We start from the raw sequence: 22188 nt of genomic DNA on the forward strand, positions 1-22188 counted from the left end.
TTTTGTGGTTTGTTTCAGCAGAAACAAAACCGGCTCAATGATTAATACTGATTGTTACATAAAAGTAATTTTGTGTAGTCACTCAGTTCATTGATTATTTTGTTTGTCTTACTTCGAGAAGTAAGAGCAAACTAGTTGATTATCAACTCACAAGTGCCCACACAGATTGATTTGGTTAAATTGTTAAAGAGCGTTGTCTTTCAACCACTTAGCGTTTCAGCTTCGTCGTTTCAGGCTGCGTATAATACCTAGCCAGACTTTTAAGTCAAGGGTTATTTAAAACTAATTTTAAATACTCAAAACTTAATGTTCTTCAGGGTTAAGCTATTACTTTTCCCTTGGGAACGGATGCGCATTATAGGGAGCTAAAAGTGTTTCGCAAGTACTTTTTCAATATTCCAATCTAAGTGATTATTTTCTACACAGATCACTTTTTTTCAAACAAAAGCCCTACAAGAAATGAACAATGGCTTAATTAGTTGGCAATTGATAAATAATATAAGTAGTATCAATGTGATTTTATTGTTAATTCATCACTTTCCATTTATTTATTAGACCTTACTTATCATGAAATCTACTAACTCAAATATTATTATTATTGCTATTGCTGCACTAGGTGCAGGTGCAATGTCGCTATTCCCAACGGTATCTCCCGCTTTTGCTTTCGCTTTTGGCGCAGTAATTACAGGTTTTACATTATTAACTATTAATAAAGCTCCAACTAAGCCAAGTACAAAGACATCTGTTGATGATACTCAAACAACAGATCAAGCAAGTACAACTCTTTATGTTGGTAATTTGCCTTACCGTGCAAATGAATCAGATGTAAAAGATCTATTTGCTGAATTCGGTGATGTATTTGCCGTGCGTTTAATGAAAGACAAACGTACAGGTAAACGAAGAGGCTTTGGTTTTGTTGTTGTTGCAAGTAAAGATGCGGATAACGTTATCGAAAACTTAAACAATAACGAATTTGATCAGCGTACACTTAAAGTTCGTATTGCTAACGATCCTAAAACTTCGGGTAATCCAAATATTGAAGAGGACTAAATTCTAGTTCTCTAAATGTTTTATTTAGTGCCTCTTCATTCTTTGTAGGGGCACTACAATACACTTCTCCTTTCTGTTCACTTTGACCTCCCCTTTCTATCGTCCCTAATAACTGTGTCACTCTTCTTGCAATGGCTTCACCAGAGTCGATAAGTAAAACGTTATTATTAAGTACTTTTTTAATTTCACTTTTTAAGAATGGGAAATGCGTGCAACCAAGAACGATAGTATCTACCGTCTCTTTCCATGGTAATAAAATTTCTTCTAGTTCTTTTAAATCTACGTTTTTTCCAATCATCTTCTCTTCTGCCATTTCAACTAAACGTGTTGAACCTAATAGTTGCACATCGGATATCGGAGCAAAAGATTTGATAAGATCATAAGTATAACTGCGCTTTACTGTCGCAGGGGTCGCTAGCAAACCAATTTTCTTAGATACCAACGCTGCAGGTTTAATCGCAGGGACAACACCAACAACAGGAATAGAAAGCTTTTCTCTAAGGGTAGGTAAAACAATTGTACTTGCGGTATTACACGCGATAACAACAATATCAATAGGAAAGAGGCTGCATAGTTGAGCTATTATGTGTGTTGTACGCTCTATCAATACAGATTCAGTTAACTCACCATATGGAAATGCTGCATTATCGAATGCGTAAATATATTTCTCTGAAGGTAATTGTTGTTGGATCTCTTTATATACAGATAACCCACCGACGCCTGAATCAAAAATTAAAATGTGTTTTGGCATAACTAAAACCACAGACTCTATTTAAATAGATATGAAAACTTAAGACGCTTATCATACCGCTTGCACTATTTTTGTAAAATAGAAGCGCTATAGAGTAAATGAGTAAAACGCTCTTGTTCATCAATCTTAAGATCAAATAATTTAATAGCCCCCTTAAAACAAGGCGCTTGGATAACTAAAGTATGAAACTCACCGTCCTCACCGCATGGGTCAACTTTCTCAGGTAATTCTATTAATAGCTCTTTGGTATATTCTTTACCGCAAAAATAGTTACTTAGCTGAGTACCATCTGTTGTAACTAAAATTGTTTTGATCCCACACGAAATGATCTCATTTGCCAAATCATAGCTAGATTGACCAACAAGAGGAAAAACACATTCCCAACCCGCCTCTTCTATATAGCTTTTTCGATACTCTACGATACCATTACAAAACATATCTCCAAAAGCTACAGCCTCAAACTCAATTCCGCACTCCTTTAGACCAGTTACAACTAAACTTTGATATTCATTATTAGCAGGAAACACGGTAGGTAATTCAATCATAATTAATGGCAATCCCGCCAGTTCAGCTTGCATTTGAACAACAGATATAGGAGTTACTTGAAAAGGGACTTCATTTGCCACATGGGTTGTATACAAAGCCACTACTTCATATTTAGGATTATTAAGTAGACGAATAAGCGTAAGTGTTGAATCCTTCCCAGAAGACCAACTGATAATGACTTTCTTTTTCATATAAACCTCAGAAAAGAAAAAACCGCCGATGAAGGCGGTTTAGAGAAAATTAAAATTGATAATCTAAGCTAACATAATATGAGCGCTCTGCAGGTTTATAACCACCAGCCGTTTCATATTCTTCATCCAGTAAATTTTCAACTCGACCACGGACAGCCAACTCTTCAGTAAGCCAATAAGCTCCTGCAATGGTCCATAAAGAATAAGGGGCTAAGTAGTTCGTAGTCGTACCAGGAGCTGAAGGTAGATCTGAACGCTTTCCTGTATAGATATAAGAGAGATTCATATCTAAATCTCCAAAACTAACATTACTAACCCATTTATAGTTTTGCTTAGCTCTTCTTGCTAATTGCTGACCTTGTGTATCTTCATGATCTTTATATTCAGCAACGACAGTGTGTGAAACAATACCAGTATCAAATAACAATTCTAACTCAGCACCTTTGATCTCAGCATCAACATTAGCACTATAGCCTTGGTGATTTGGTGCGTCATAATAAATAATTAAATTGTCGACTTTATTTTTATATAAAGATAAATTTACGTTAACAATTTCATATTCTGCAGTGACGCCAATATCAATATTCTTCGATGTTTCAGGCTCTAAATCAGGTTCTGTTGATAAATCATAGAAAGATGGAGCTTTAAAGGCAGTATTATAGGCACTACGTATTTTATAAATATCATTAATTTGATAGCTCGCACCGACACCCCATGTCGTGTATTCATCATATTTATCATGTTTATCAAATCGAGTATTCCCCTCTAGAGTCAATTGCTCTAGTCGGTACGTTGTTCCTAAATAGATACCTGTAGATGTTCTACTTTCACCTTCATCAATAATAACTTTATTAGACCAATCTGTAATATCAGCTTTTACTCGCTCATTACTCCAATCAATACCTCCATTAATGGACCATGAATCCATTAGCTTATACTGATTTGTCCATTGAGCATTAAGTTGATCTATTTTCTGTTCTGAATCTAAAGAACCATTTTCAAGATATTCTAAATTTTGATTATCTTGATAATTAAGACTTAAGTCAGATGATAAGTTATCTTTATGGAAAGATGCTTTTGTTGAATAAGTTATCGATTCAGACTCTGATTGAGATTTAGTGTTGGTATAATGATTATATTCAGAAGTACTATTGAACCATCTAACACCAGTAAAAAGACTTAAATAAGATGAAATCTGGTGCTCATAATTAAGCATAAATTGGCTATTATCAAAACCATGTTTATCGCCATCATTTTTGCCCGGTTGAGGGTTTACGTTATACCCTTCAGTCTGAGTAAATCCGGCAGCCATTTTGAGATGCCCATTTTCTCCAACTTTTGTGTTTGCTGCAAAGTTGCCTTCTTTGTATTTATTACTACCAACTCCAATCGTTGCTGATTTTGATTCATCATTTTGAGAAGTTCTTGTTATTATATTAATAACCCCCCCAACCGCATCAGAACCATACATAACTGCACCGGAACCTCGAATAATTTCAATTCTTTCGATCTGGTTTACAGGGATTTTATTTATATTCATCCCACTTTTAATCGAGCTATTCATTTTAAAACCATCGATTAAAACAAGAACATGGTCGGAGTTGGTTCCTCTCATAAAAATTGACGCATTTTGACCGATGCCACCATTATTAGCGACTTCTATTCCTGGTTGTAACCTTAAAATATCTGTAATTGTTTTTGCTTGAATTTGAACAATTTCTTCTTTTGTAACGACACTCATAGGCGCAATCACATCTTTCGCTGATTGTTCAAATCGATTAGCAGTGACAACCATTGTTTCATCGGTTTCAATTGTAGTGTTTTGAGCAAATACAGGAGAAGTATAGGCGTGAGAAAGCAGCGACACTATTGCAGTCGCAAGGGCAGTTTTTTTCATTTCCATTGTTTCCTAAAATCGCGTTAAGTCCATATAGCAATGCATAATGCATTACTTATTGTTGGCCGGTATTCGGACTTGAGAGCAGTTAACCTACGGTACTCACTTCCCATCATTTTTCTCGATATCCTTTCCATACAGAAAAATAACAGTGTGAATAATAGTTGTACCTTCGTTCTCTCTTACCGCTGCGCGTCAGTTCTGGATTTTCACCAGATTCCCTTTTCAGGCTATTATCAAAAATGAAAATAGCGCACCAACATGGCCGGAATAGTAATGGCGTACGTTATATTTGTCTAGGTTTATGCGCTTAATATCACAGCACAAATCCAATTAGTTTCGACCAATCACACACAAATACTGGACAACAGATCTCTATCGCATAAAATCGGCGCTCTTATTTTGAGCAGCGCGAGGCAAGACAATGACACAATCCGTCATGAACCCAGAAAATTATCAAGTACAGTTAGATGAAAAAGCAGAAACACTGTCTGCTCTATTTTCTGAATTTGACGTTCCAGAATTGGAAGTCTTTTCTTCTCCTGCTGAAAACTACCGTATGCGTGCAGAATTTCGAGTTTGGCATGAAGGTGACGATATGTATTACGTCATGTTCGATCAAAAAACTAAAGAAAAATACCGTGTAGATTATTTCTTACCAGCCACTCGTCTTATTAATGACTTAATGCCGCTGCTTGCTGAAGCCGTAAAAGAAAGTAAAACACTGCGCTATAAGATGTTCCAAGTCGATTTCTTATCAACACTAAGCGGTGAGATCTTAGTATCTATGCTTTATCACCGTCAGTTAGATGATGCATGGAAAGAAGAAGCTGCTGCATTAAAACAACGCTTGAATGATGAAGGATTCAATTTAAATCTTATTGGTCGCGCTCGTAAAATGAAAATCGTTCTAGACCAAGAATTCGTTATTGAAAAATTGAAAGTTAATGATGATATTTTGACTTATAAACAAGTTGAAAATAGCTTTACACAACCGAACGGTATCGTTGCTCAAAAGATGTTGGAATGGGCCGTAGATTGTACTCAAAACAGCCAAGGAGACTTACTAGAGCTTTATTGTGGTAATGGTAACTTCTCTTTAGCATTAGCTAAAAACTTTGATCGTGTACTTGCTACAGAGCTTGCAAAGCCTTCTGTAGACTCAGCTCAATATAATATAGCTGCCAATAATATTGATAATGTGCAAATTATTCGTATGTCAGCAGAAGATTTTACTGATGCAATGGAAGGTAAACGCGAATTCAGACGCTTAAAAGATCAAAATGTTGATCTGAAAAGCTATAACTGCAATACCATTTTTGTCGATCCACCACGCTCAGGTATGGATGAAGGCACTTGTAAAATGGTTCAAGGTTACGAGCGTATAATGTATATCTCTTGCAACCCTGACACATTAAAGGAAAACCTTGAGATATTAAGCAAAACACACAACATCACTCGCTTTGCTCTTTTTGACCAGTTCCCATATACACATCATATGGAGGCAGGTGTTTTCTTAGAAAGAAAATAACTCTAAACGTTTAAAAATAAAAAGGCTCAGAACATTATATCCTGAGCCTTTTCTTTGAATTCTAATATTAATTCATTTCATATTTATCAAAATACGAGTAATTAAAGTTCTGTCACTTCTTCTTTCTTTTTCAAGACACCCATCTTCACACCAATCCAAAGCAACAAGCCTAATGCCACCATAATTGAGAAGAAGTTTGAACCAATTTCAGGATACTGTGCTTTGACGAAAGCAGAATGACCGAATAAACCAACAAAAAAACAAGCGACAGCAACAAGAGAAGTATCGTCATTTGCAGGCTGGCGTAAATATTCTTGATACAAACCTTGAGCAGCTAGAACCAATGCGATGATTGGAAAGATTGAAAATGCGACTTCTGTCACCGTAAAACCAACCCAAACGGCATTCAAACAAAGACCTGTCACCACGGATAGCGCTAATGTTTTGCGTTCATTTCTACTATTTTCATGTGTCATGTTTACCACCTTGTATAGACATTGGTTCACTGCGACCAATGCATCTAAATTCTATTTCTCATTTTCTTTCCGATACCAATAAGCACCTTTAGATAGCATGCGTAATTGAAATATTAATCGTCGAGAAAGCTCTTCTCTATGTGGGGAATCAAGATCCAAAGCTTCTGCCCCTGAACTAAATACTAAGGTTACTGATGCCTCAGCTTGAACCGATGCTTCCTCACGAGCAACACCTGTTGTGGCAATTAAATATTCAGTAAGTTCCGCAACGAAATGTTGAATTTCTCTTGCTACTGCTGCTCGGAATGCAGGTGACGTACCTGAACGCTCACGTAATAGCAGTCGAAATACATTCGGACTTCCCTCAATAAACTCCATGAAGGTTTCAACTGATGTCCGTATTACACTTCCTTCAACCACAATACGTTGTCTAGCCTGGCGCATTAATTGGCGTAAAATTAAGCCACCTTCATCAACTAAAGTTAAGCCAAGTTCGTCCATATCTTTAAAATGACGATAAAATGAGGTTGGCGCAATACCAGCCTCTCTGGTCACTTCGCGTAGGCTTAAACTCGTAAAACCTCTTTCGGCACATAGTAGGCAGAAAGCTGCATCAATAATGGTTCTGCGTGTTCTTTCTTTTTGTTGTGCTCTCACACCTTTGGTACTTACTGGTCGCTTTACTTCTGATACTGCATTGAGATCATCCGCTTCAAATTCAGGATACATATTCTTTACCATATATTTCACAATTTAATTAAATGGGTATCACAAACTTTCGCTAACTCACATTATGAATTTCTATCGAGCGATGTAAATAATGAAATCCATAATCACCTAGATTTCCATAAACAACGTGATCCTCTCCACTCTATCTTACTCACTTGATTTACCAAACGAATGAAAAGGTTAATATAGTTAGCTAGCAATGTTGCGAGATTGATAATAATAAGGCGCCAATAATGACTAACTCGACCCCTACACATTCAACCCACTTTGATGCCATCGTAATAGGGAGTGGTCCAGGGGGAGAAGGAGCGGCAATGGGGTTGACCAAAGCAAACCTAAATGTGGCCATTATTGAAAGAGAACCAAGTGTTGGTGGCGGTTGTACTCACTGGGGAACCATTCCATCAAAAGCACTGCGTCATGCTGTTAGCCGTATTATCGAATTTAACTCCAATCCTCTTTACTGTAAGAATAATACCAGTCTTCATTCTACTTTTTCGGATATTTTAGGGCATGCGAAAAGTGTTATCGATAAACAAACAAGAATGAGGCAAGGATTTTATGATCGAAACCAATGCTCACTCATTTTTGGTGAAGCCAGTTTTGTCGAAAAAAATACGATTGCAGTGACCGCAAAAGATGGTTCGATAGAAACTTATACCGCAGATAGGTTCATTATTGCAACAGGCTCTCGTCCCTACCGCCCAGCCGGTGTAAACTTCAACCATAGCCGTGTTTATGATAGTGACTCAATTTTGTCATTAAAGCATGACCCGCGCCATATCATTATTTATGGAGCAGGCGTTATTGGTAGTGAATACGCGTCGATCTTTAGAGGATTAGGAGTGAAAGTTGACTTAGTAAATACTCGCGATCGTTTGCTCTCCTTTTTAGACAATGAAATGTCTGATGCCCTCTCTTATCACTTTTGGAATAGCGGGATTGTTACCCGTAATGATGAAACCTTTGAAAAGATTGAAGCCAGTGATGACGGCATAGTGATGCACCTTGAGTCTGGTAAAAAAATGAAAGCCGACTGCATCTTATTTGCCAATGGTAGAACGGGAAATACGGACAAATTAAACCTATCAGCAGTTGGACTCGAAGCTGACTCGCGTGGGCAACTTAAAGTCAATGGCAGCTACCAAACCCCTGTCGAACACATCTATGCTGTTGGTGATGTTATTGGCTACCCTAGCCTTGCGAGTGCCGCCTATGATCAAGGTCGCTTTACTGCTCAAGCGATTACCAAAGGAAAAGCGGAGGCTCAATTGATTGATCATATTCCTACTGGTATTTATACCATTCCTGAAATTAGTTCAGTTGGGAAAACAGAACAAGAACTAACCGCTGCAAAAGTACCTTATGAAGTAGGAAGAGCATCATTCAAGCATTTAGCTCGCGCTCAAATTGCAGGAATGGATATTGGCAGTTTAAAAATTCTTTTCCATCGTGAAACCAAAGAAATTTTAGGTATACATTGCTTTGGTGAGCGTGCTGCTGAAATCATTCATATCGGTCAAGCCATTATGGAACAAAAAGGCGAAGCCAACACTATTGAGTATTTTGTTAATACCACATTCAACTATCCCACAATGGCTGAAGCCTATCGTGTTGCCGCTCTAAATGGATTAAACCGACTCTTTTAAACCAAAAGAAGAGAGTAATAAAAAGGGATTAGCATGACTTAATTCCTTTTTATTTAACTATCAAACAAATAGAGTAGTTGGCCTATGATAGGAAAATTGCTTTTTTCCATTGAATAGAGAAAGTGATCGCCAGACTAATTCCACGCATCGTCATAAAAGATAACATCGCTGCCCATAATGCATGATTGCCATAATCTTGCATTAACCACCATGTTAAAAAGAAAGTCAGCATCGCCACAAACATTGAATTTCGCATCTCAGAGCCTTTTGTTGCTCCTACAAAAATACCATCCAATAAAAAGCACCACATAGATACTAATGGCATTGCTACTAGCCATGGTAAATAAATCATCGCTGTTTTTTGCACTTCTTCAATCGAAGAGATCATCGAAATTAATTGATACCCAAAGAAGCCAAATACCAAACTTAGTACAAGGCTTATCACTAAGCTCCAAAAAGTAGTGCCTATTAAAGAATCTGATAATTGTGATTTACTCTTAGCTCCAATAGCTTTTCCTACCATGGCTTCCATAGCGTACGCAAAGCCATCCATTCCATACGAAATCATCATTAGAAAGCTCATCAACACGGCATTCGCAGCAACAATATCAACCCCTAACGATGCACCTTGGAAAGTCATAAAAGTAAAACAAGCTTGTAAGCATAATGATCGTAAGAAAATATCTCTATTCAATTTAAATAAGCGCTTAAAGCCAGAGATAAGATCAGCAAATGGCATAATAAAGCGCGGTAAGTCCAATTTTTTACTTTGCTTAAGAGCGAAAAATAAACCAATAACAAACGCAGAATAATCCGCAATCACAGAAGCTAATGCTGCCCCTTCAACCTTCCAATTAAAACCGACAACAAAAAGTAAATCGAGAATGATATTAATGCTGTTAGTGATAATCACAAGCCACATAGGATAACGCGCATTTTGTGTTCCGAGTAACCAGCCCATGATAACTAAATTACTCAAAGCAGCTGGCGCACTCCATATGCGAATAGAGAAATACTGCTCTGCATATAACTTAACTTCTGGCGCAGCATTACTGAAAGAAAAAATAGCGTAAGAAAGAGGTTGATGAAAAAGAAGCAAAACAACTGAAAAACACAGAGCTAAAAAAATGCCCTGAGAAAAGGTCTGGCTCAGCATTGTTTTATTTTCAGCACCATACGCCTGAGCCGATAACCCAGTGGTTGCCATACGTAAAAACCCTAGCAGCCAAAACGTCACACTGATCATCGTCCCGCCTACGGCTACCCCCCCTAAATACCACGCATGTTCTAAATGCCCAATAACAGCAGCATCAATCAACCCCAATAATGGTATTGTGATATTTGAAAGAACCATCGGAATAGCTAAAGCCAAAACTTGCCGATGCAAAGAGATATTTCTTAATGATTGCCACATTGAAACATACCGATTGAAAAAAGTAACAACATTATTACTTACTTTCTTTCGATCCTAAACCTTTGCTTAACTGAATTTATTGCTTAGCTATACCGTATTACATAATTACCAATTCATATGAATTAGCAATGGAGTAACACGATGTTTAAATAATGGAAATTTAACTAACCATCGCTGCCATACTTTCCATCTTCCACAATCATGCTCAATAGGTGATTTGACTGATAAACAGTCTATCCACGGTAACCAACCTGTAAAATGTTGTTTAGGTTGATGCAATCCGTGCTTATATTCAATGCAACCAAGCTTTTTGCCTATCATAGTATTACAACGATCACCCGCCACTACGAATAGTGCTTCAGCATGATGAAAGCGGCGACCTAGTAATTGAATAAATTTAGCTAATTGTATTTCATTACACTCTAGTAAGGCATGCTCGCAAACAATCATTAAAGGTACTTCATTAGGAACAGGGAGGTTATCAACCCAACTGTCTTCCGTCGCAGAACCACAGCGTAAGTAATAACGCTCATTGGTATGAAACAGCTTTTGACGCCAAAGAAGGTTTTCATTGATATCTAATTCAAGCCAATGACATCGACCATTATCCAAACGATAAAATCGGGTATCCAATCCTGCGCCAACATTAACGACCCAACCCGAAGGATGGCGTTTAAGGAATTGAGATACTTGCTGGTCACATTGGACAGTGAGAGTAGCGTGTAATAGTTGCTTTTGATCGATATCTCCAGAAAGACATTCAGAAGAAAGGTGGCAATGTCGACATGCAGCAGCAGCGATAGGATCATAAATTAACCCATTGTCGATCATACTTTCGCGACTTCTCAACCAAAGAGGTTGAAGTAAGCGAGAAGGAACTTTATGGCCGAGCTGTGTCATTATCATCTCCTATGAAAGAAAGTAGATGATAATAACTATCATTACCACTTGTAAAGCGCTATTTCACCACAACAAGCGATAATGACAATTTAATAATAACTTCCTAAGAAATAACTCAGGCTATTCTCTTAGTTTTTAGATCACATCCATGTCGTACTACGGATAACACCGACAGCAAGACCTTCAATACTTAAACTTTGTGAGGTTAAATCTACTTCAATTGGTGAGAACTCTTCGTTCTCTGCATGAAGAAAAACCATAGAACCTTTTCGCTCTAAACGTTTAACAGTTACATCATCATCGACTCTAGCGACAACAACCTGCCCATCGCGAACATCTTGAGTCTTATGCACCGCGAGTAAATCACCATCCATAATACCAATGTTCTTCATGCTCTCGCCGTTTACTCGTAACAAGAAATCAGCTTGTGGTTTAAACATACCAGGATCAACTTGGTAATGGCTCTCTACATGCTCTTGAGCAAGAATAGGCTCACCCGCAGCGACTTGACCAATCAAAGGTACGCCAAGCTCTTCATTTTCAGCTTCTTGTAAAAGAATACGGATGCCTCGAGAGGCGCCAGGAATAATTTCGATAACTTGCTTACGAGCAAGGGCTTTTAAATGCTCTTCTGCCGCATTAGCTGAACGAAACCCCAACTCACGAGCAATCTCTGCACGTGTCGGTGGCATTCCAGTGTCATCAATTTTTGCTTTGATTAGCTCAAAGACTTCTTGCTGTCTTGCCGTTAGTGGCTTCATAACTCACCTGTTTGTTTATACAGTTAACTGTGAGTATATACAGCTGTGCTATGCTTTGAAAGACCTACTGATTAAAAATAAGACAAACTGAGCCTCTTTTCTGTCATATTAGTCGTACTATTGGGGATTATGTGTTCATTTCTATTAAAAGGTTTGACCAGTTCTGCTATTCTTGCCAACAAATTGTAAGCATCTATATATAACCGACTGCTCGGTACATAACTAAGGCGTTATTGTCATTATGTCTACAGGACAAACTATTTATCATTCTTTGCTAAAATTACCGCTATCGGTAATGGTGAAGAGTAGCTCGATTCCATCAAATCCAATTGAAGACCTTAAGATCGATCTTGAGCGACCAATCATTTATGCGCTGCCATTTCGCTCGCATGTTGATTTGCTGACACTACAAAAAAGCGCGTTAGAATTAGGATTACCGGACCCTCTTTCTCCACTTGAAATAGACGGGGTTGAATACCCGCGCTATGTATTCACCTCTATCGGACCAAAAATGTTCGATACCGATGAAGACCTACCGCAAGAATCATTAGATCTATTTAAAATAGTTCTAAAGCATCACGAAGAAAATAAAGACGCTGATTTCCAACTGATCCCTACATCTATTTTATGGGGAAGAAAACCAGGTAAAGAAGGCACGAGTAAACCTCATTTAATGCCACTTAATGGACCGGAAAAATTCATCACGCTAATTAAAGCCGGTCGTGATTCTACAGTGCGTATTAGCCCAGTCGTATCTTTACGTTACATGGCCGACAACCACGGTTCAGATGAGGCTATTGCTCATAAACTGGCTCGTGTAGCGAAAATTCACTTTTCTCGTCAAAAGTTAGCAGCGTCAGGACCTAATCTTCCTAATCGCCAAGCACTCTTTAATCGCTTATTAAAATCTCAAGCGATAGAAAAAGTAATTTTAGAAGAAGCAAAAATACGCAATGTGGAAGTAGAAAAAGTTCGTAAAGAAGCCATGAGCATCATGGAAGAAATCGCAACTAACTTCTCTTACTCATTAATTAAAAATGGTAATCGCCTACTTAAATGGTTATGGAACCGCTTATACCAAGGCTTAAACATCAATAACGCGGCGACAGTGCGTAAATTAGCACAAGAAGGTCACGAGATTGTTTATGTTCCTTGTCATCGTAGCCACATGGATTACTTGTTACTTTCCTATGTGCTTTATCATGAAGGATTAGTTCCACCACATATTGCGGCCGGTATTAACTTAAACTTCTTCCCAGCAGGACCAATCTTCCGTCGTGGCGGTGCTTTCTTTATTCGTCGTAGCTTTAAAGGCAACCGTCTTTATTCAACGATTTTCCGTGAATATTTAGCAGAGCTTTTTGCTAAAGGTTATTCTGTGGAATATTTCAGTGAAGGTGGGCGTTCACGTACAGGTCGCTTATTAGAAGCAAAAACCGGTATGTTAGCAATGACAGTACAAGCAATGTTACGTGGCTTAAATCGCCCTGTAACTCTTGTGCCTGTATACATTGGCTATGAACACGTTATGGAAGTGACCACTTACGCTAAAGAACTGCAAGGTAAGCGCAAAGAAAAAGAGAATGCCGGGCAAGTATTACGTACACTTAGAAAACTACGCAACTTTGGCCAAGGCTATGTAAACTTTGGTGAGCCAATCTCTTTAAATCATTACTTAAATGAGCACGCACCAAACTGGTCTGAATCAATTAATCCAATTGAACCACAGAAACCAGAATGGATGACACCAGTCGTTAATGGCATTGCGAATAAGATGATGACGCACATTAATGATGCTGCGGCGGCCAATGCATTAACCTTATGTGCAACCGCTTTACTCGCTGCTCGTCAACGTGCACTAAGTAAAGAAGACCTTACTGAACAATTAGACTGTTATTTACAGCTACTTCGTAATATTCCTTATTCAAACACAGCAACAGTGCCATCAGAAAATGCAGAAGCACTCTTAAAACATGCTATTGCTTTAGATAAGTTCGTTATAGAGAAAGATACGTTAGGCGAAATAATCTCATTAGATAGAAACCAATCTATCCTGATGACCTATTACCGTAATAACATTATTCATCTATTTGCATTACCATCATTAATTGCAAAATTAGTGGTGCAATCTCGTTCTATTTCTGTAGAGAATATTCAACGACAAATTCAACAAATCTATCCATTCTTAAAAGCAGAATTATTTTTGCATTATGGTCAAGATGAGTTAAGTGATGTTGTGAATCTACATATTGAAGAATTGGTTCGTCAAAAGTTGATAATGCAAGAAAATGGGCTGTTACAACTTAACTCGACTAATATTCGTAAGCTTCACCTATTAGCTCACACTATTTCAGAAACACTACAGCGCTACGCAATTGCTCTTACGCACCTGCAAGCGTCGCCTGAATTAGATAAAAGCGAATTAGAAGAGCAAAGCCAGATCATGGCTCAGCGTCTAAGTCGTTTACATGGGATCAATGCTCCAGAGTTCTTCGACAAAGGCGTTTTTGGTATCTTGTTTAACAGTTTAAAAACCGAAGGCTATCTAGATAGTGACGGAAACGCTGTACTTGAAAAAGTTGCACCATTCGCACACGACATATCGAAATTATTAAGTCCTGAGATTAAATTAACAATCCAAGCGGTTATGAATAAAGAAGACTAATACCAATAATTAGATACAAAAAAGCCAGTATGACATTTCTTATTGAAACGCTCATACTGGCTTTTCTTTTTAATATACGAAGATAAGTTAAATCAGAACGCTTGCACTAATGGCAACAAACACTAAACCACCGACATAATTATTATTTAAAAACGCTTTAAAACAAGCATCTCTTTCGCGACCTTTAATCAACCATTGTTGATAAACAAAAAAGCCAGCCGCCGCTAACACTCCCCAATAATACACACTTGAAAGTGCTAACTCAGAGCCAAGAACAATCAATAACGTCAATACGCTTAATTGCAGTAGGCCTATGATGAGCTTATCGAAACGACCAAATAATATCGCAGTTGATTTAATGCCAATCTTTAGGTCATCGTCTCTATCCACCATTGCATACTGAGTATCATAAGCAATGGTCCATAATGCGTTAATCACAAACAGCAGCCACGCCTCTAGGGGCACTTGATTGGATTCTGCTGCGTACGCCATTGGAATCGCCCAACTAAATGCCAAGCCAAGAACAAACTGAGGTAAATACGTCACTCGCTTCATAAAAGGATAGGCAACAGCAAGAACGATACCAATCCCAGAAAGCATAATCGTCAATGTGTTCATGGTTAACACCAATAAAAATGAACACACCACTAAAACAGCAAAAAGCGTTAATGCTTCTTTTGATGAGATTAATCCAGAAGGCAATGGACGATTAGCGGTACGCTTTACATGACCATCCACTTTACGATCAGCAAAATCATTAATTACACACCCAGCAGAACGCATAAATAAAACGCCCAATACGAATACAATCAATACATGCCAATCAGGTAGCCCATCTGCAGCCAAAAACAATGCCCACAGCGTTGGCCATAAAAGCAATAAAGAACCGATAGGACGATTCATTCGAGTTAATTGCCAAAACGCTTGTGCTTTTGACGTGGTCATTATTCAATTTCCTTTGAGTAAATAGGTGCACTAGGTAAAAATAATTCCGCTACCAACATAGGTTTTTCATTCATCCATAAACGAGAACGTCGAGCAAATAGCATTCCTTTATCTGTTTCAATCTTTCCAACTTGCAGCTTATCTCTGTGTGCACTTTGAGCACTAAAAACAGTAATACCTAATGGTACGTGACCTTGACGAGTCAAATCGTGTGGTTGGTCTTGAAGTGATGACAATGGAATTAATGTTCTACCATATACCCACGACTCTAGATCTCCCTTTAAAATCACTTTTCGACGTAAACATACTTCATTACCAAGAAGATCTAACTCCACTTCGGTTAATGTGTCTGGGTTCACGTGTGTATTATCTAATACCGATACAGACAACAATTGGCAATGTTGCTCTAAACGGCGTGATAATGAATCTAATCCAAGCAGCCAGTATTGCTGCCATTCATTATGACACTCAAAGGTATCGGCATCTTGCCACCGTACTTTTTTAAGCACAGAAGCACACCAAGAATTGATCTCTGACATATTCTCTATAACATCTCTCACATATATCGATTAAATTGAGAGATTACGGTTAATTTTTTCTCACAACGGCCGACTATTGTAACAAGTAATATAATAAATTGACTGACGAATGGATTAGAAAATGACAAAGAAATCATTATTTGTAGGGTTGCTGCTAATTATTAGCCAACTTTTTTCTTCTACTGTTTTTGCAGAAGAAGACGCAGCTCCTCAAATGGGCTACTTTACTTTGGCACCAGACTTAACAACCAACTTTGTCACGAAAGGAAAAAAACTCGGCTATATTCAAGTTCGAGTAGATATTCTAGTGGCTGATAACCGTGAGTTACCAAATTTAGAACACCATAACCCACAGATCAGAAATGCATTAGTTGAAGTTCTGGGTCAACAACCAGAACAACGCATTAAATCACTGGCTGGTCGAGAAGAGATCCGAAAAGAATGCCTAACAGCAATCAATGAAGTTTTATTGACCGAAACAGGAAAAACCTTAGCGGTAGATTTACTTTTTACTAAGTATATTTATCAATAAAAACTAAAATCAGAAATAAAAAATGAGCGATGTATTTCTACCTCGCTCATTTTTATATAAATAATACAGTGGCTATGCTTTTTTCAACTTACTGTCTACAAATGCAATTACACACCCCGTAATCAACCCTGCAAGATGCGCTGTATTCGCAATCGCCATAAATGGCTGAACATACCCTAATACTAACCACACCAGCATAAAGCCAACGATAGGTTTAGAGACTGAAATACCTTTCTCTGGCGCTAACCAACCAATAAACCAAGAGTACCCAAGTAAAGCATATACAACCCCAGATAAGCCGCCAAAATTAGCCCCTTCAATCCAGAACTGCCCTAAACCAGAAAACAAAGCAGAAAACAAAAATAACTGAACCAGTTTTGTTTTTCCTAGCCGCAATTCAATATCGCCACCAAGTTGCCACCACCATAATAAATTAAAAATAATATGGGTTGCAGAGAAGTGAAGCAGTGCATGAGAGAACCAACGCCACACCTCAATACTTTGTCCTTGGTATGCGGGGAAATGTAACGCTTGGAAAATCGAATTATTCCAACCTAATTGCTGTAGAGCGAAAATAACAATACAAGCAACCATGACCAACAAAGTAAAAGCACCTGCTTTGGCTTTAATCATCTTAAGCAAGTTTGGAGAACCATAAGTAAATTTAGCCGTTCGAGTATCTGCCATCTCCCACGATGCAGACTGGTATTTAGTGTCATTAGGGTTATTCAAAAAAGCTTGTAACTCAGACTCAACCTCTAATAAATACGCATCATCAGATACAACCCATAACGCAAACTGGCCCTCCCCTTCCGGCATCATACGAATATCAATTTGGCGCGAAGCCATGTAATCAATAAACGCTTGCCCTGCTCTTGGATTCGATAATGCCATTAATCTCTGCATATAATTTTATTTCTCCACAGGTAGCCCTGCTTTATGCCAACCTTCAAATCCACCATCTACACTATACACCTCATCATAACCTTGATTAATGAGGTATTGCGCCGCACCTTGACTACTGTGACCGTGATAACACATCACTAATACTGGTTGTTCAAAATCAACCGTATTCATCAACTCAACAATAGTATCGTTAGTTAAATGAAAAGCACGATCTACATGCCCACGATTGAATGATTGAGGATCCCTAATATCAACTATCACGGCGTTAAGATCGTGATTAATTAACTTTGCTTGTGCGCCTTCGACCGATATATGTTGAAACTGTTCCATTTTGAGCCTTTCTCTCTATTTTTTATTTATTGTACTCTCGATTAACCACAAGAAAAACACAGAGTATGTAAGGGTTAAACAAAGTTATTCACAGACTTATTATCCACATTATTTTTAGCGATAAATATTAATGGTTATTTCTTAACCACCTGTGGAAAAGCTTGTGGATTACGTTGATAAAGTGTTTTTGATAAACTTGATCCACTACATGTAGTAAAGATCCTTTTTAATGTGTGGATATAAATATTAGCTCCAAGCGTCCGTTTTCTCTAGTTTTTTCAAAAAAATCGTAAGATCTAAACAGATAACTCCCTGCTTATACACAAGAAATAATATCCTTATATATAAAATTCGATCCCTTATTTAAGACAAAAAAAAGGCTGACCTCTTTCGAGATCAGCCTTCTATTGAATTCTATTTAACTAAAACACATCACCAACGGCATCTTTTAGTTTTTTCATGGCATTCTTTTCAAGCTGACGAATACGCTCAGCAGATACTTGATAAGTATCGGCTAATTCTTGCAAAGTAACCTTTTCATCAGCTAACCAACGCGATTGTACAATATGCTGGCTACGATCATCTAGAGTTGCGATTGCACTCGCTAAACGATTATTCGTGTAATCTTCCCAGTTGTCTTCCTCTAAAGAGTGAGCAACATCCGATTGCTTATCTTCTAAGTAATACACTGGTGCCGTAAAGGCCATATCACGGTCATCGTCTTCTGCTGGCGCTTCAAACGTAGAATCTTGTGCAGCAAGACGGGATTCCATCTCTCTCACTTCTGAGGGCGCAACACCAAGATCTTTAGCTACTGCTTCAACTTCACCGTTATTAAACCAACCAAGACGTTTTTTATTCTTTCGTAAATTAAAAAACAATTTACGTTGTGCTTTCGTCGTTGCCACTTTCACAATACGCCAGTTTCTTAGCACGTATTCATGAATTTCAGCTTTAATCCAATGCACTGCAAAAGAAACCAAACGAACGCCCACTTCAGGGTTAAAACGCTTTACTGCCTTCATTAAGCCAACATTACCTTCTTGGATAAGATCCGCTAAAGGTAGGCCGTAACCTGAATAACCACGGGCAACATGCACGACGAAACGAAGATGAGATAAAATTAGCTCTTTCGCTGCTTCTATTTCTTCTTTGTAGTGTAAACGCTCAGCCAGTTCACGCTCTTCTGTTACCGTTAGCATCGGATAACTATTAACAGATCGCAGATAGCTATCTACACTATCTTGTGAAATAGCAACCATTGAATACATCTCTTTCGACATTCAAATCCCCATTTATATCTAGGTGTTACTTAACTTAACCTTGCAATGATGTACTTAAAATAAACAGACTGCAAGTGAAAGGCGGAAAATTATCCACACTTTATGGACTAAATTCTGTTAACTAAGTTCAATTTTTAACAAAATGAATACAAAAAAACCGCTAATTCAATGAATTAACGGTTCATAAGATCTTAGTTAACGTAGATACGATCTTTGCTACTAAACAGGCTCTATCTCTTTTAAATGGCGTAACACTGAGATACGAGCGGCCAGTAACCCCAAGAATGACGATAACATTAGAAGCAATAAGCTTTCATCCCAAGTTAGCCCTATCAATCTAAATACGCTGTCATAAAGTACAGCAACATTATCAACAGCACCATTTAACGTGATGGTAATGATCGCGGTTAATAGCCAAGCAACAAAACCACCCAATAAACCAAACCACATACCTGTATATAAGTATGGACGTAAGATAAAGGTATTCGTTGCACCCACTAACTTCATCACTTGGATTTCATCTTTTTGCTCTAACACATTAAAGCGTAATGTATTACCGACAATTAAGAAAACCGCCACAAACATTAAGACAGCAAGTGTTGTAGCGACAACAACCGCAACATGCTCAATCGCATCTAACCTTGCTAACCAATCATCATCTAAACGAACCTCATTGACATAAGATTGTTGTTTCAAACGACTCACAAGTTGATTTACTTGATCTGTACTTTGCCATTCTGTTTTTGGAGAGACAATCAATACCGCTGGTAAAGGATTACTATCTAATAACGTTAATGCTTGCTCAAAACCAGAATGCTCACTCAATTCTTTTAATCCCTCTTGTGGAGAGATGTATTGAACTGCATCTATTTCTTTCCAACCTTCAAGCTCTGATTTCAATGCCTGAACTTTAGATTCAGCGACTTCTTGCTGTAAATACAAACTCACTTGTGAAGGTGCTTGCCATTTTGAAGCAACAATAGTTAGGTTCTTACCTACTAAATACATACTTGATGGCAAGGTTAATGACATCGCAATCACTGCAAGAGTCAGTAAATTACCTAAAGGACGACGTAACAACTCTTGAAAAGACAATTTTGCCTGTTTCTTATGAGTAGCCCAAAAACCATCGCTTGATGCTCCTTGAGTATTTTTTGGTTTACGTTTAGCCATGATCAGAAACCTCACGTAAACAACCTTGGTGCAAATCAAAACGACGGTATTTATTACCACCAATTAACGACAAATCATGCGACGCCATTAATACACTCACTCCCACTCGATTAAATTCAGCAAACAAATTAAACACTTGGCGAGATAACTGAGGGTCTAAATTACCTGTTGGCTCATCGGCTAACAATAACATTGGTTTATTTACCACCGCTCGTGCAATACCAACACGCTGTTGTTCACCACCAGATAACTGCATTGGGTAACTTTTTGCTTTATCTAACAGGCCCGTTTTATCCAAAGCAGCAGAAACACGACGTTTAATATCATTTTCACGAACCGACTCAACACGCATAGGTAGTGCTACATTATCAAACACGGTTCGGTTCATTAATAATTTATGATCTTGAAATACAATCCCGATATTACGACGTAAAAAAGGGATATCTTGATTAGAGATCTTAGTAATGTCATGGCCATTAAATAAAATCTTGCCATCACTCGGACGCTCAATAGCACAGATCAATTTCAGCAAGGTACTTTTACCTGCACCTGAATGACCACTTAAAAAAGCCATCTCACCTCTATTAAGGTGAAAGTTCACTTTTTGTAATGCTGGGCGACCACCTCGATAAGCTTTTGATACTTGCTGAAATCGAATCACGCGTTATTCCTCACGACTAAACAGTGCATCAATAAAATCTTGCGCCACAAATGGACGTAAATCATCGATACCTTCACCAACACCAATATAACGAATTGGAATCTGAAATTGATCGGCAATAGAGAAGATAACACCACCTTTTGCTGTACCGTCCAATTTAGTTAACGTAATGCCTGTTACTGGCGCAACATCACTAAATAATTTGGCTTGGCTAATGGCATTTTGCCCCGTACCGGCATCAAGCGTTAACATCACTTCATGCGGTGCTGTTGGGTCAATCTTCTGCATTACACGTACGATTTTACGCAATTCTTCCATTAAATTGCTCTTATTTTGGAGACGACCTGCAGTATCTGCGATAACGACATCCACTTTTCGTGCTTTTGCCGCTTCAATTGCATCATAAATCACCGAAGCACTATCAGCTCCCGTGTGTTGTGCAATAACAGGAACACCGTTACGTTGGCCCCATACTTGAAGTTGCTCAACCGCAGCAGCACGGAACGTATCACCCGCCGCTAAAATGACTGATTTACCGTCACTCTGGAATTGTTTTGCTAACTTACCAATTGTCGTCGTTTTACCAACGCCATTAACCCCTACCATTAAAATAACGTGAGGCATGTTTTTTTCATCAATTTCTAACGGTTTTTCTACTTTAACTAGGATCTCAGCCATTTCTTCTTTTAACAGGCTATATAAAGCTTCACCATCTTTTAGATCTCGTTTACTTGCTTTCTCCGTTAAGCTATTAATGATTTTAACCGTGGTATCCATACCCACATCAGCAATCAATAACTGCTCTTCTAATTCTTCAAACAGATCTTCATCTATTTTTTTACCGCTAAATAAACCAAAGAAACCTGCACCAATATTTTCTTTAGTACGTTGTAAACTTCGCTTTAATCGAGCAAAAAAGCTTTCTGTTGGTTTTTCTTGTACTTCTTCTATTACAGATTCAGTATTCAGTTCAACAAGTTGCTCCTCTACTTTTTCTGCATCTTCTTCAGAAATAGCCTCAACAACACTATCGTTGCTTTCTATTAAATCTTCATCAGCTTTACGCTGTTCAAGTTCAACGTCTTCCACTACACTCTCTGCAGCGCTGTCTTCTAGAGATGGTGCTTGAGAAAGAGTATCGGTATTTTCTACTAATTGTTGGTCTACGGTTGGTTGTTCGGCTTTTTCTTCATCACCAAAACCTAACCAAGACAATAATCCGCGTTTCTTTTTGCCTGTCATTGGGAAATCCTAGAATT

21 protein-coding genes and 1 riboswitch are annotated in these 22188 nt (G+C 38.1%); of the genes, 5 read left to right on the forward strand and 16 right to left on the reverse strand.

Annotated elements, in window-relative coordinates:
* The first annotated feature begins 567 nt into the window (after positions 1 to 567).
* Positions 568 to 1050, forward strand: a complete 483-nt coding sequence (locus BTO23_RS20170) for an RNA recognition motif domain-containing protein (protein ID WP_060993975.1) — start codon at positions 568 to 570, stop codon at positions 1048 to 1050.
* On the opposite strand, the gene murI is transcribed toward BTO23_RS20170, so the two are convergent.
* From murI to BTO23_RS20185, 3 genes are all read right to left on the reverse strand, one after another.
* Positions 1013 to 1801, reverse strand: a complete 789-nt coding sequence (gene murI, locus BTO23_RS20175; protein WP_060993976.1) for a glutamate racemase — start codon at positions 1799 to 1801, stop codon at positions 1013 to 1015. The genes BTO23_RS20170 and murI overlap by 38 nt on opposite strands.
* Positions 1802 to 1866: 65 nt before the next feature.
* Complete coding sequence (locus BTO23_RS20180; protein ID WP_105064406.1) at positions 1867 to 2538, reverse strand: Dph6-related ATP pyrophosphatase; 672 nt, start codon at positions 2536 to 2538, stop codon at positions 1867 to 1869.
* A gap of 49 nt (positions 2539 to 2587) precedes the next feature.
* Positions 2588 to 4435, reverse strand: a complete 1848-nt coding sequence (locus BTO23_RS20185; RefSeq protein ID WP_105064443.1) for a TonB-dependent receptor domain-containing protein — start codon at positions 4433 to 4435, stop codon at positions 2588 to 2590.
* A gap of 46 nt (positions 4436 to 4481) precedes the next feature.
* Positions 4482 to 4711, reverse strand: a riboswitch (cobalamin riboswitch).
* A 148-nt stretch (positions 4712 to 4859) separates the two neighbouring features.
* Between BTO23_RS20185 and trmA the strand changes: the two genes are divergently transcribed.
* Complete coding sequence (trmA, locus tag BTO23_RS20190) at positions 4860 to 5966, forward strand: tRNA (uridine(54)-C5)-methyltransferase TrmA (protein ID WP_060993978.1); 1107 nt, start codon at positions 4860 to 4862, stop codon at positions 5964 to 5966.
* A gap of 101 nt (positions 5967 to 6067) precedes the next feature.
* Here trmA and BTO23_RS20195 read toward each other — a convergent pair whose 3' ends face one another.
* Both BTO23_RS20195 and fabR read right to left on the reverse strand, forming a co-directional pair.
* The gene (locus BTO23_RS20195) at positions 6068 to 6442 is read right to left on the reverse strand and encodes a YijD family membrane protein (protein WP_061013903.1); all 375 of its coding nucleotides are present in this window, start codon (positions 6440 to 6442) and stop codon (positions 6068 to 6070) included.
* Positions 6443 to 6493: 51 nt separating this feature from the next.
* The gene (gene fabR / locus BTO23_RS20200) at positions 6494 to 7171 is read right to left on the reverse strand and encodes an HTH-type transcriptional repressor FabR (protein WP_060993980.1); all 678 of its coding nucleotides are present in this window, start codon (positions 7169 to 7171) and stop codon (positions 6494 to 6496) included.
* 233 nt (positions 7172 to 7404) lie between these two features.
* On the opposite strand from fabR, the gene sthA reads away from it, so the two are divergent.
* Positions 7405 to 8820, forward strand: coding sequence for a Si-specific NAD(P)(+) transhydrogenase (sthA, locus tag BTO23_RS20205; protein ID WP_060993981.1), 1416 nt, complete (start codon positions 7405 to 7407; stop codon positions 8818 to 8820).
* 82 nt (positions 8821 to 8902) lie between these two features.
* Here the strand turns inward: sthA and dinF are convergent, their stop codons facing one another.
* The 3 genes from dinF to lexA form a co-directional block, all read right to left on the reverse strand.
* Positions 8903 to 10234, reverse strand: coding sequence for an MATE family efflux transporter DinF (gene dinF, locus BTO23_RS20210; protein ID WP_105064407.1), 1332 nt, complete (start codon positions 10232 to 10234; stop codon positions 8903 to 8905).
* A gap of 105 nt (positions 10235 to 10339) precedes the next feature.
* A complete protein-coding gene (locus BTO23_RS20215) occupies positions 10340 to 11134 on the reverse strand; it encodes a class I SAM-dependent methyltransferase (protein WP_060993983.1) in 795 nt (264 codons plus the stop codon).
* Between the two features lie 140 nt (positions 11135 to 11274).
* The gene (gene lexA, locus BTO23_RS20220) at positions 11275 to 11895 is read right to left on the reverse strand and encodes a transcriptional repressor LexA (protein ID WP_060993984.1); all 621 of its coding nucleotides are present in this window, start codon (positions 11893 to 11895) and stop codon (positions 11275 to 11277) included.
* Positions 11896 to 12136: 241 nt separating this feature from the next.
* Here lexA and plsB point away from each other — a divergent pair, with 241 nt between their 5' ends.
* The gene (gene plsB, locus BTO23_RS20225; RefSeq protein WP_060993985.1) at positions 12137 to 14560 is read left to right on the forward strand and encodes a glycerol-3-phosphate 1-O-acyltransferase PlsB; all 2424 of its coding nucleotides are present in this window, start codon (positions 12137 to 12139) and stop codon (positions 14558 to 14560) included.
* Positions 14561 to 14647: 87 nt separating this feature from the next.
* On the opposite strand, the gene ubiA is transcribed toward plsB, so the two are convergent.
* Together ubiA and BTO23_RS20235 are read right to left on the reverse strand one after the other, a co-directional pair.
* Entirely contained in the window at positions 14648 to 15505 is an 858-nt protein-coding gene (gene ubiA / locus BTO23_RS20230; RefSeq protein ID WP_105064408.1) for a 4-hydroxybenzoate octaprenyltransferase, read from the reverse strand.
* The gene (locus tag BTO23_RS20235; RefSeq protein ID WP_105064409.1) at positions 15505 to 16044 is read right to left on the reverse strand and encodes a chorismate lyase; all 540 of its coding nucleotides are present in this window, start codon (positions 16042 to 16044) and stop codon (positions 15505 to 15507) included. The genes ubiA and BTO23_RS20235 overlap by 1 nt, the downstream gene beginning before the upstream one ends.
* Positions 16045 to 16165: 121 nt before the next feature.
* Here BTO23_RS20235 and BTO23_RS20240 point away from each other — a divergent pair, with 121 nt between their 5' ends.
* Positions 16166 to 16576, forward strand: a complete 411-nt coding sequence (locus BTO23_RS20240; RefSeq protein ID WP_105064410.1) for a flagellar basal body-associated protein FliL — start codon at positions 16166 to 16168, stop codon at positions 16574 to 16576.
* 72 nt (positions 16577 to 16648) lie between these two features.
* Here BTO23_RS20240 and glpG read toward each other — a convergent pair whose 3' ends face one another.
* The 6 genes from glpG to ftsY all read right to left on the reverse strand — a co-directional run bounded on the left by glpG (position 16649) and on the right by ftsY (position 22171).
* The gene (glpG, locus tag BTO23_RS20245) at positions 16649 to 17482 is read right to left on the reverse strand and encodes a rhomboid family intramembrane serine protease GlpG (RefSeq protein WP_060993989.1); all 834 of its coding nucleotides are present in this window, start codon (positions 17480 to 17482) and stop codon (positions 16649 to 16651) included.
* Between the two features lie 6 nt (positions 17483 to 17488).
* Positions 17489 to 17812 (reverse strand): thiosulfate sulfurtransferase GlpE, encoded by a 324-nt coding sequence (gene glpE / locus BTO23_RS20250; protein ID WP_060993990.1) that lies wholly within the window; start codon positions 17810 to 17812, stop codon positions 17489 to 17491.
* A gap of 422 nt (positions 17813 to 18234) precedes the next feature.
* Positions 18235 to 19095, reverse strand: coding sequence for an RNA polymerase sigma factor RpoH (rpoH, locus tag BTO23_RS20255; RefSeq protein WP_105064411.1), 861 nt, complete (start codon positions 19093 to 19095; stop codon positions 18235 to 18237).
* A 219-nt stretch (positions 19096 to 19314) separates the two neighbouring features.
* Entirely contained in the window at positions 19315 to 20268 is a 954-nt protein-coding gene (gene ftsX, locus BTO23_RS20260) for a permease-like cell division protein FtsX (protein WP_060993992.1), read from the reverse strand.
* Positions 20261 to 20929 carry a cell division ATP-binding protein FtsE gene (gene ftsE, locus BTO23_RS20265; RefSeq protein WP_060993993.1) on the reverse strand — a complete coding sequence of 223 codons (669 nt, stop codon included), beginning with the start codon at positions 20927 to 20929 and terminating at the stop codon, positions 20261 to 20263. The genes ftsX and ftsE overlap by 8 nt, the downstream gene beginning before the upstream one ends.
* Positions 20930 to 20932: 3 nt before the next feature.
* Positions 20933 to 22171, reverse strand: coding sequence for a signal recognition particle-docking protein FtsY (ftsY, locus tag BTO23_RS20270; RefSeq protein WP_105064412.1), 1239 nt, complete (start codon positions 22169 to 22171; stop codon positions 20933 to 20935).
* Positions 22172 to 22188: the final 17 nt, after the last annotated feature.

Source organism: Aliivibrio sifiae (assembly GCF_002954715.1).
Lineage (GTDB): Bacteria > Pseudomonadota > Gammaproteobacteria > Enterobacterales > Vibrionaceae > Aliivibrio > Aliivibrio sifiae.

Coding starts and splice junctions, on each gene's coding strand:
- rpoH (WP_105064411.1), bottom strand. CDS start 19,095: ATGTCGAAAGAGATGTATTCAATGGTTGCTATTTCACAAGATAGTGTA.
- BTO23_RS20185 (WP_105064443.1), bottom strand. CDS start 4,435: ATGAAAAAAACTGCCCTTGCGACTGCAATAGTGTCGCTGCTTTCTCAC.
- plsB (WP_060993985.1), top strand. CDS start 12,137: ATGTCTACAGGACAAACTATTTATCATTCTTTGCTAAAATTACCGCTA.
- fabR (WP_060993980.1), bottom strand. CDS start 7,171: ATGTATCCTGAATTTGAAGCGGATGATCTCAATGCAGTATCAGAAGTA.
- ftsY (WP_105064412.1), bottom strand. CDS start 22,171: ATGACAGGCAAAAAGAAACGCGGATTATTGTCTTGGTTAGGTTTTGGT.
- trmA (WP_060993978.1), top strand. CDS start 4,860: ATGACACAATCCGTCATGAACCCAGAAAATTATCAAGTACAGTTAGAT.
- dinF (WP_105064407.1), bottom strand. CDS start 10,234: ATGTGGCAATCATTAAGAAATATCTCTTTGCATCGGCAAGTTTTGGCT.
- sthA (WP_060993981.1), top strand. CDS start 7,405: ATGACTAACTCGACCCCTACACATTCAACCCACTTTGATGCCATCGTA.
- BTO23_RS20240 (WP_105064410.1), top strand. CDS start 16,166: ATGACAAAGAAATCATTATTTGTAGGGTTGCTGCTAATTATTAGCCAA.
- glpE (WP_060993990.1), bottom strand. CDS start 17,812: ATGGAACAGTTTCAACATATATCGGTCGAAGGCGCACAAGCAAAGTTA.
- BTO23_RS20195 (WP_061013903.1), bottom strand. CDS start 6,442: ATGACACATGAAAATAGTAGAAATGAACGCAAAACATTAGCGCTATCC.
- murI (WP_060993976.1), bottom strand. CDS start 1,801: ATGCCAAAACACATTTTAATTTTTGATTCAGGCGTCGGTGGGTTATCT.
- glpG (WP_060993989.1), bottom strand. CDS start 17,482: ATGCAGAGATTAATGGCATTATCGAATCCAAGAGCAGGGCAAGCGTTT.
- lexA (WP_060993984.1), bottom strand. CDS start 11,895: ATGAAGCCACTAACGGCAAGACAGCAAGAAGTCTTTGAGCTAATCAAA.
- ftsX (WP_060993992.1), bottom strand. CDS start 20,268: ATGGCTAAACGTAAACCAAAAAATACTCAAGGAGCATCAAGCGATGGT.
- BTO23_RS20235 (WP_105064409.1), bottom strand. CDS start 16,044: ATGTCAGAGATCAATTCTTGGTGTGCTTCTGTGCTTAAAAAAGTACGG.
- ubiA (WP_105064408.1), bottom strand. CDS start 15,505: ATGACCACGTCAAAAGCACAAGCGTTTTGGCAATTAACTCGAATGAAT.
- BTO23_RS20170 (WP_060993975.1), top strand. CDS start 568: ATGAAATCTACTAACTCAAATATTATTATTATTGCTATTGCTGCACTA.
- BTO23_RS20215 (WP_060993983.1), bottom strand. CDS start 11,134: ATGACACAGCTCGGCCATAAAGTTCCTTCTCGCTTACTTCAACCTCTT.
- BTO23_RS20180 (WP_105064406.1), bottom strand. CDS start 2,538: ATGAAAAAGAAAGTCATTATCAGTTGGTCTTCTGGGAAGGATTCAACA.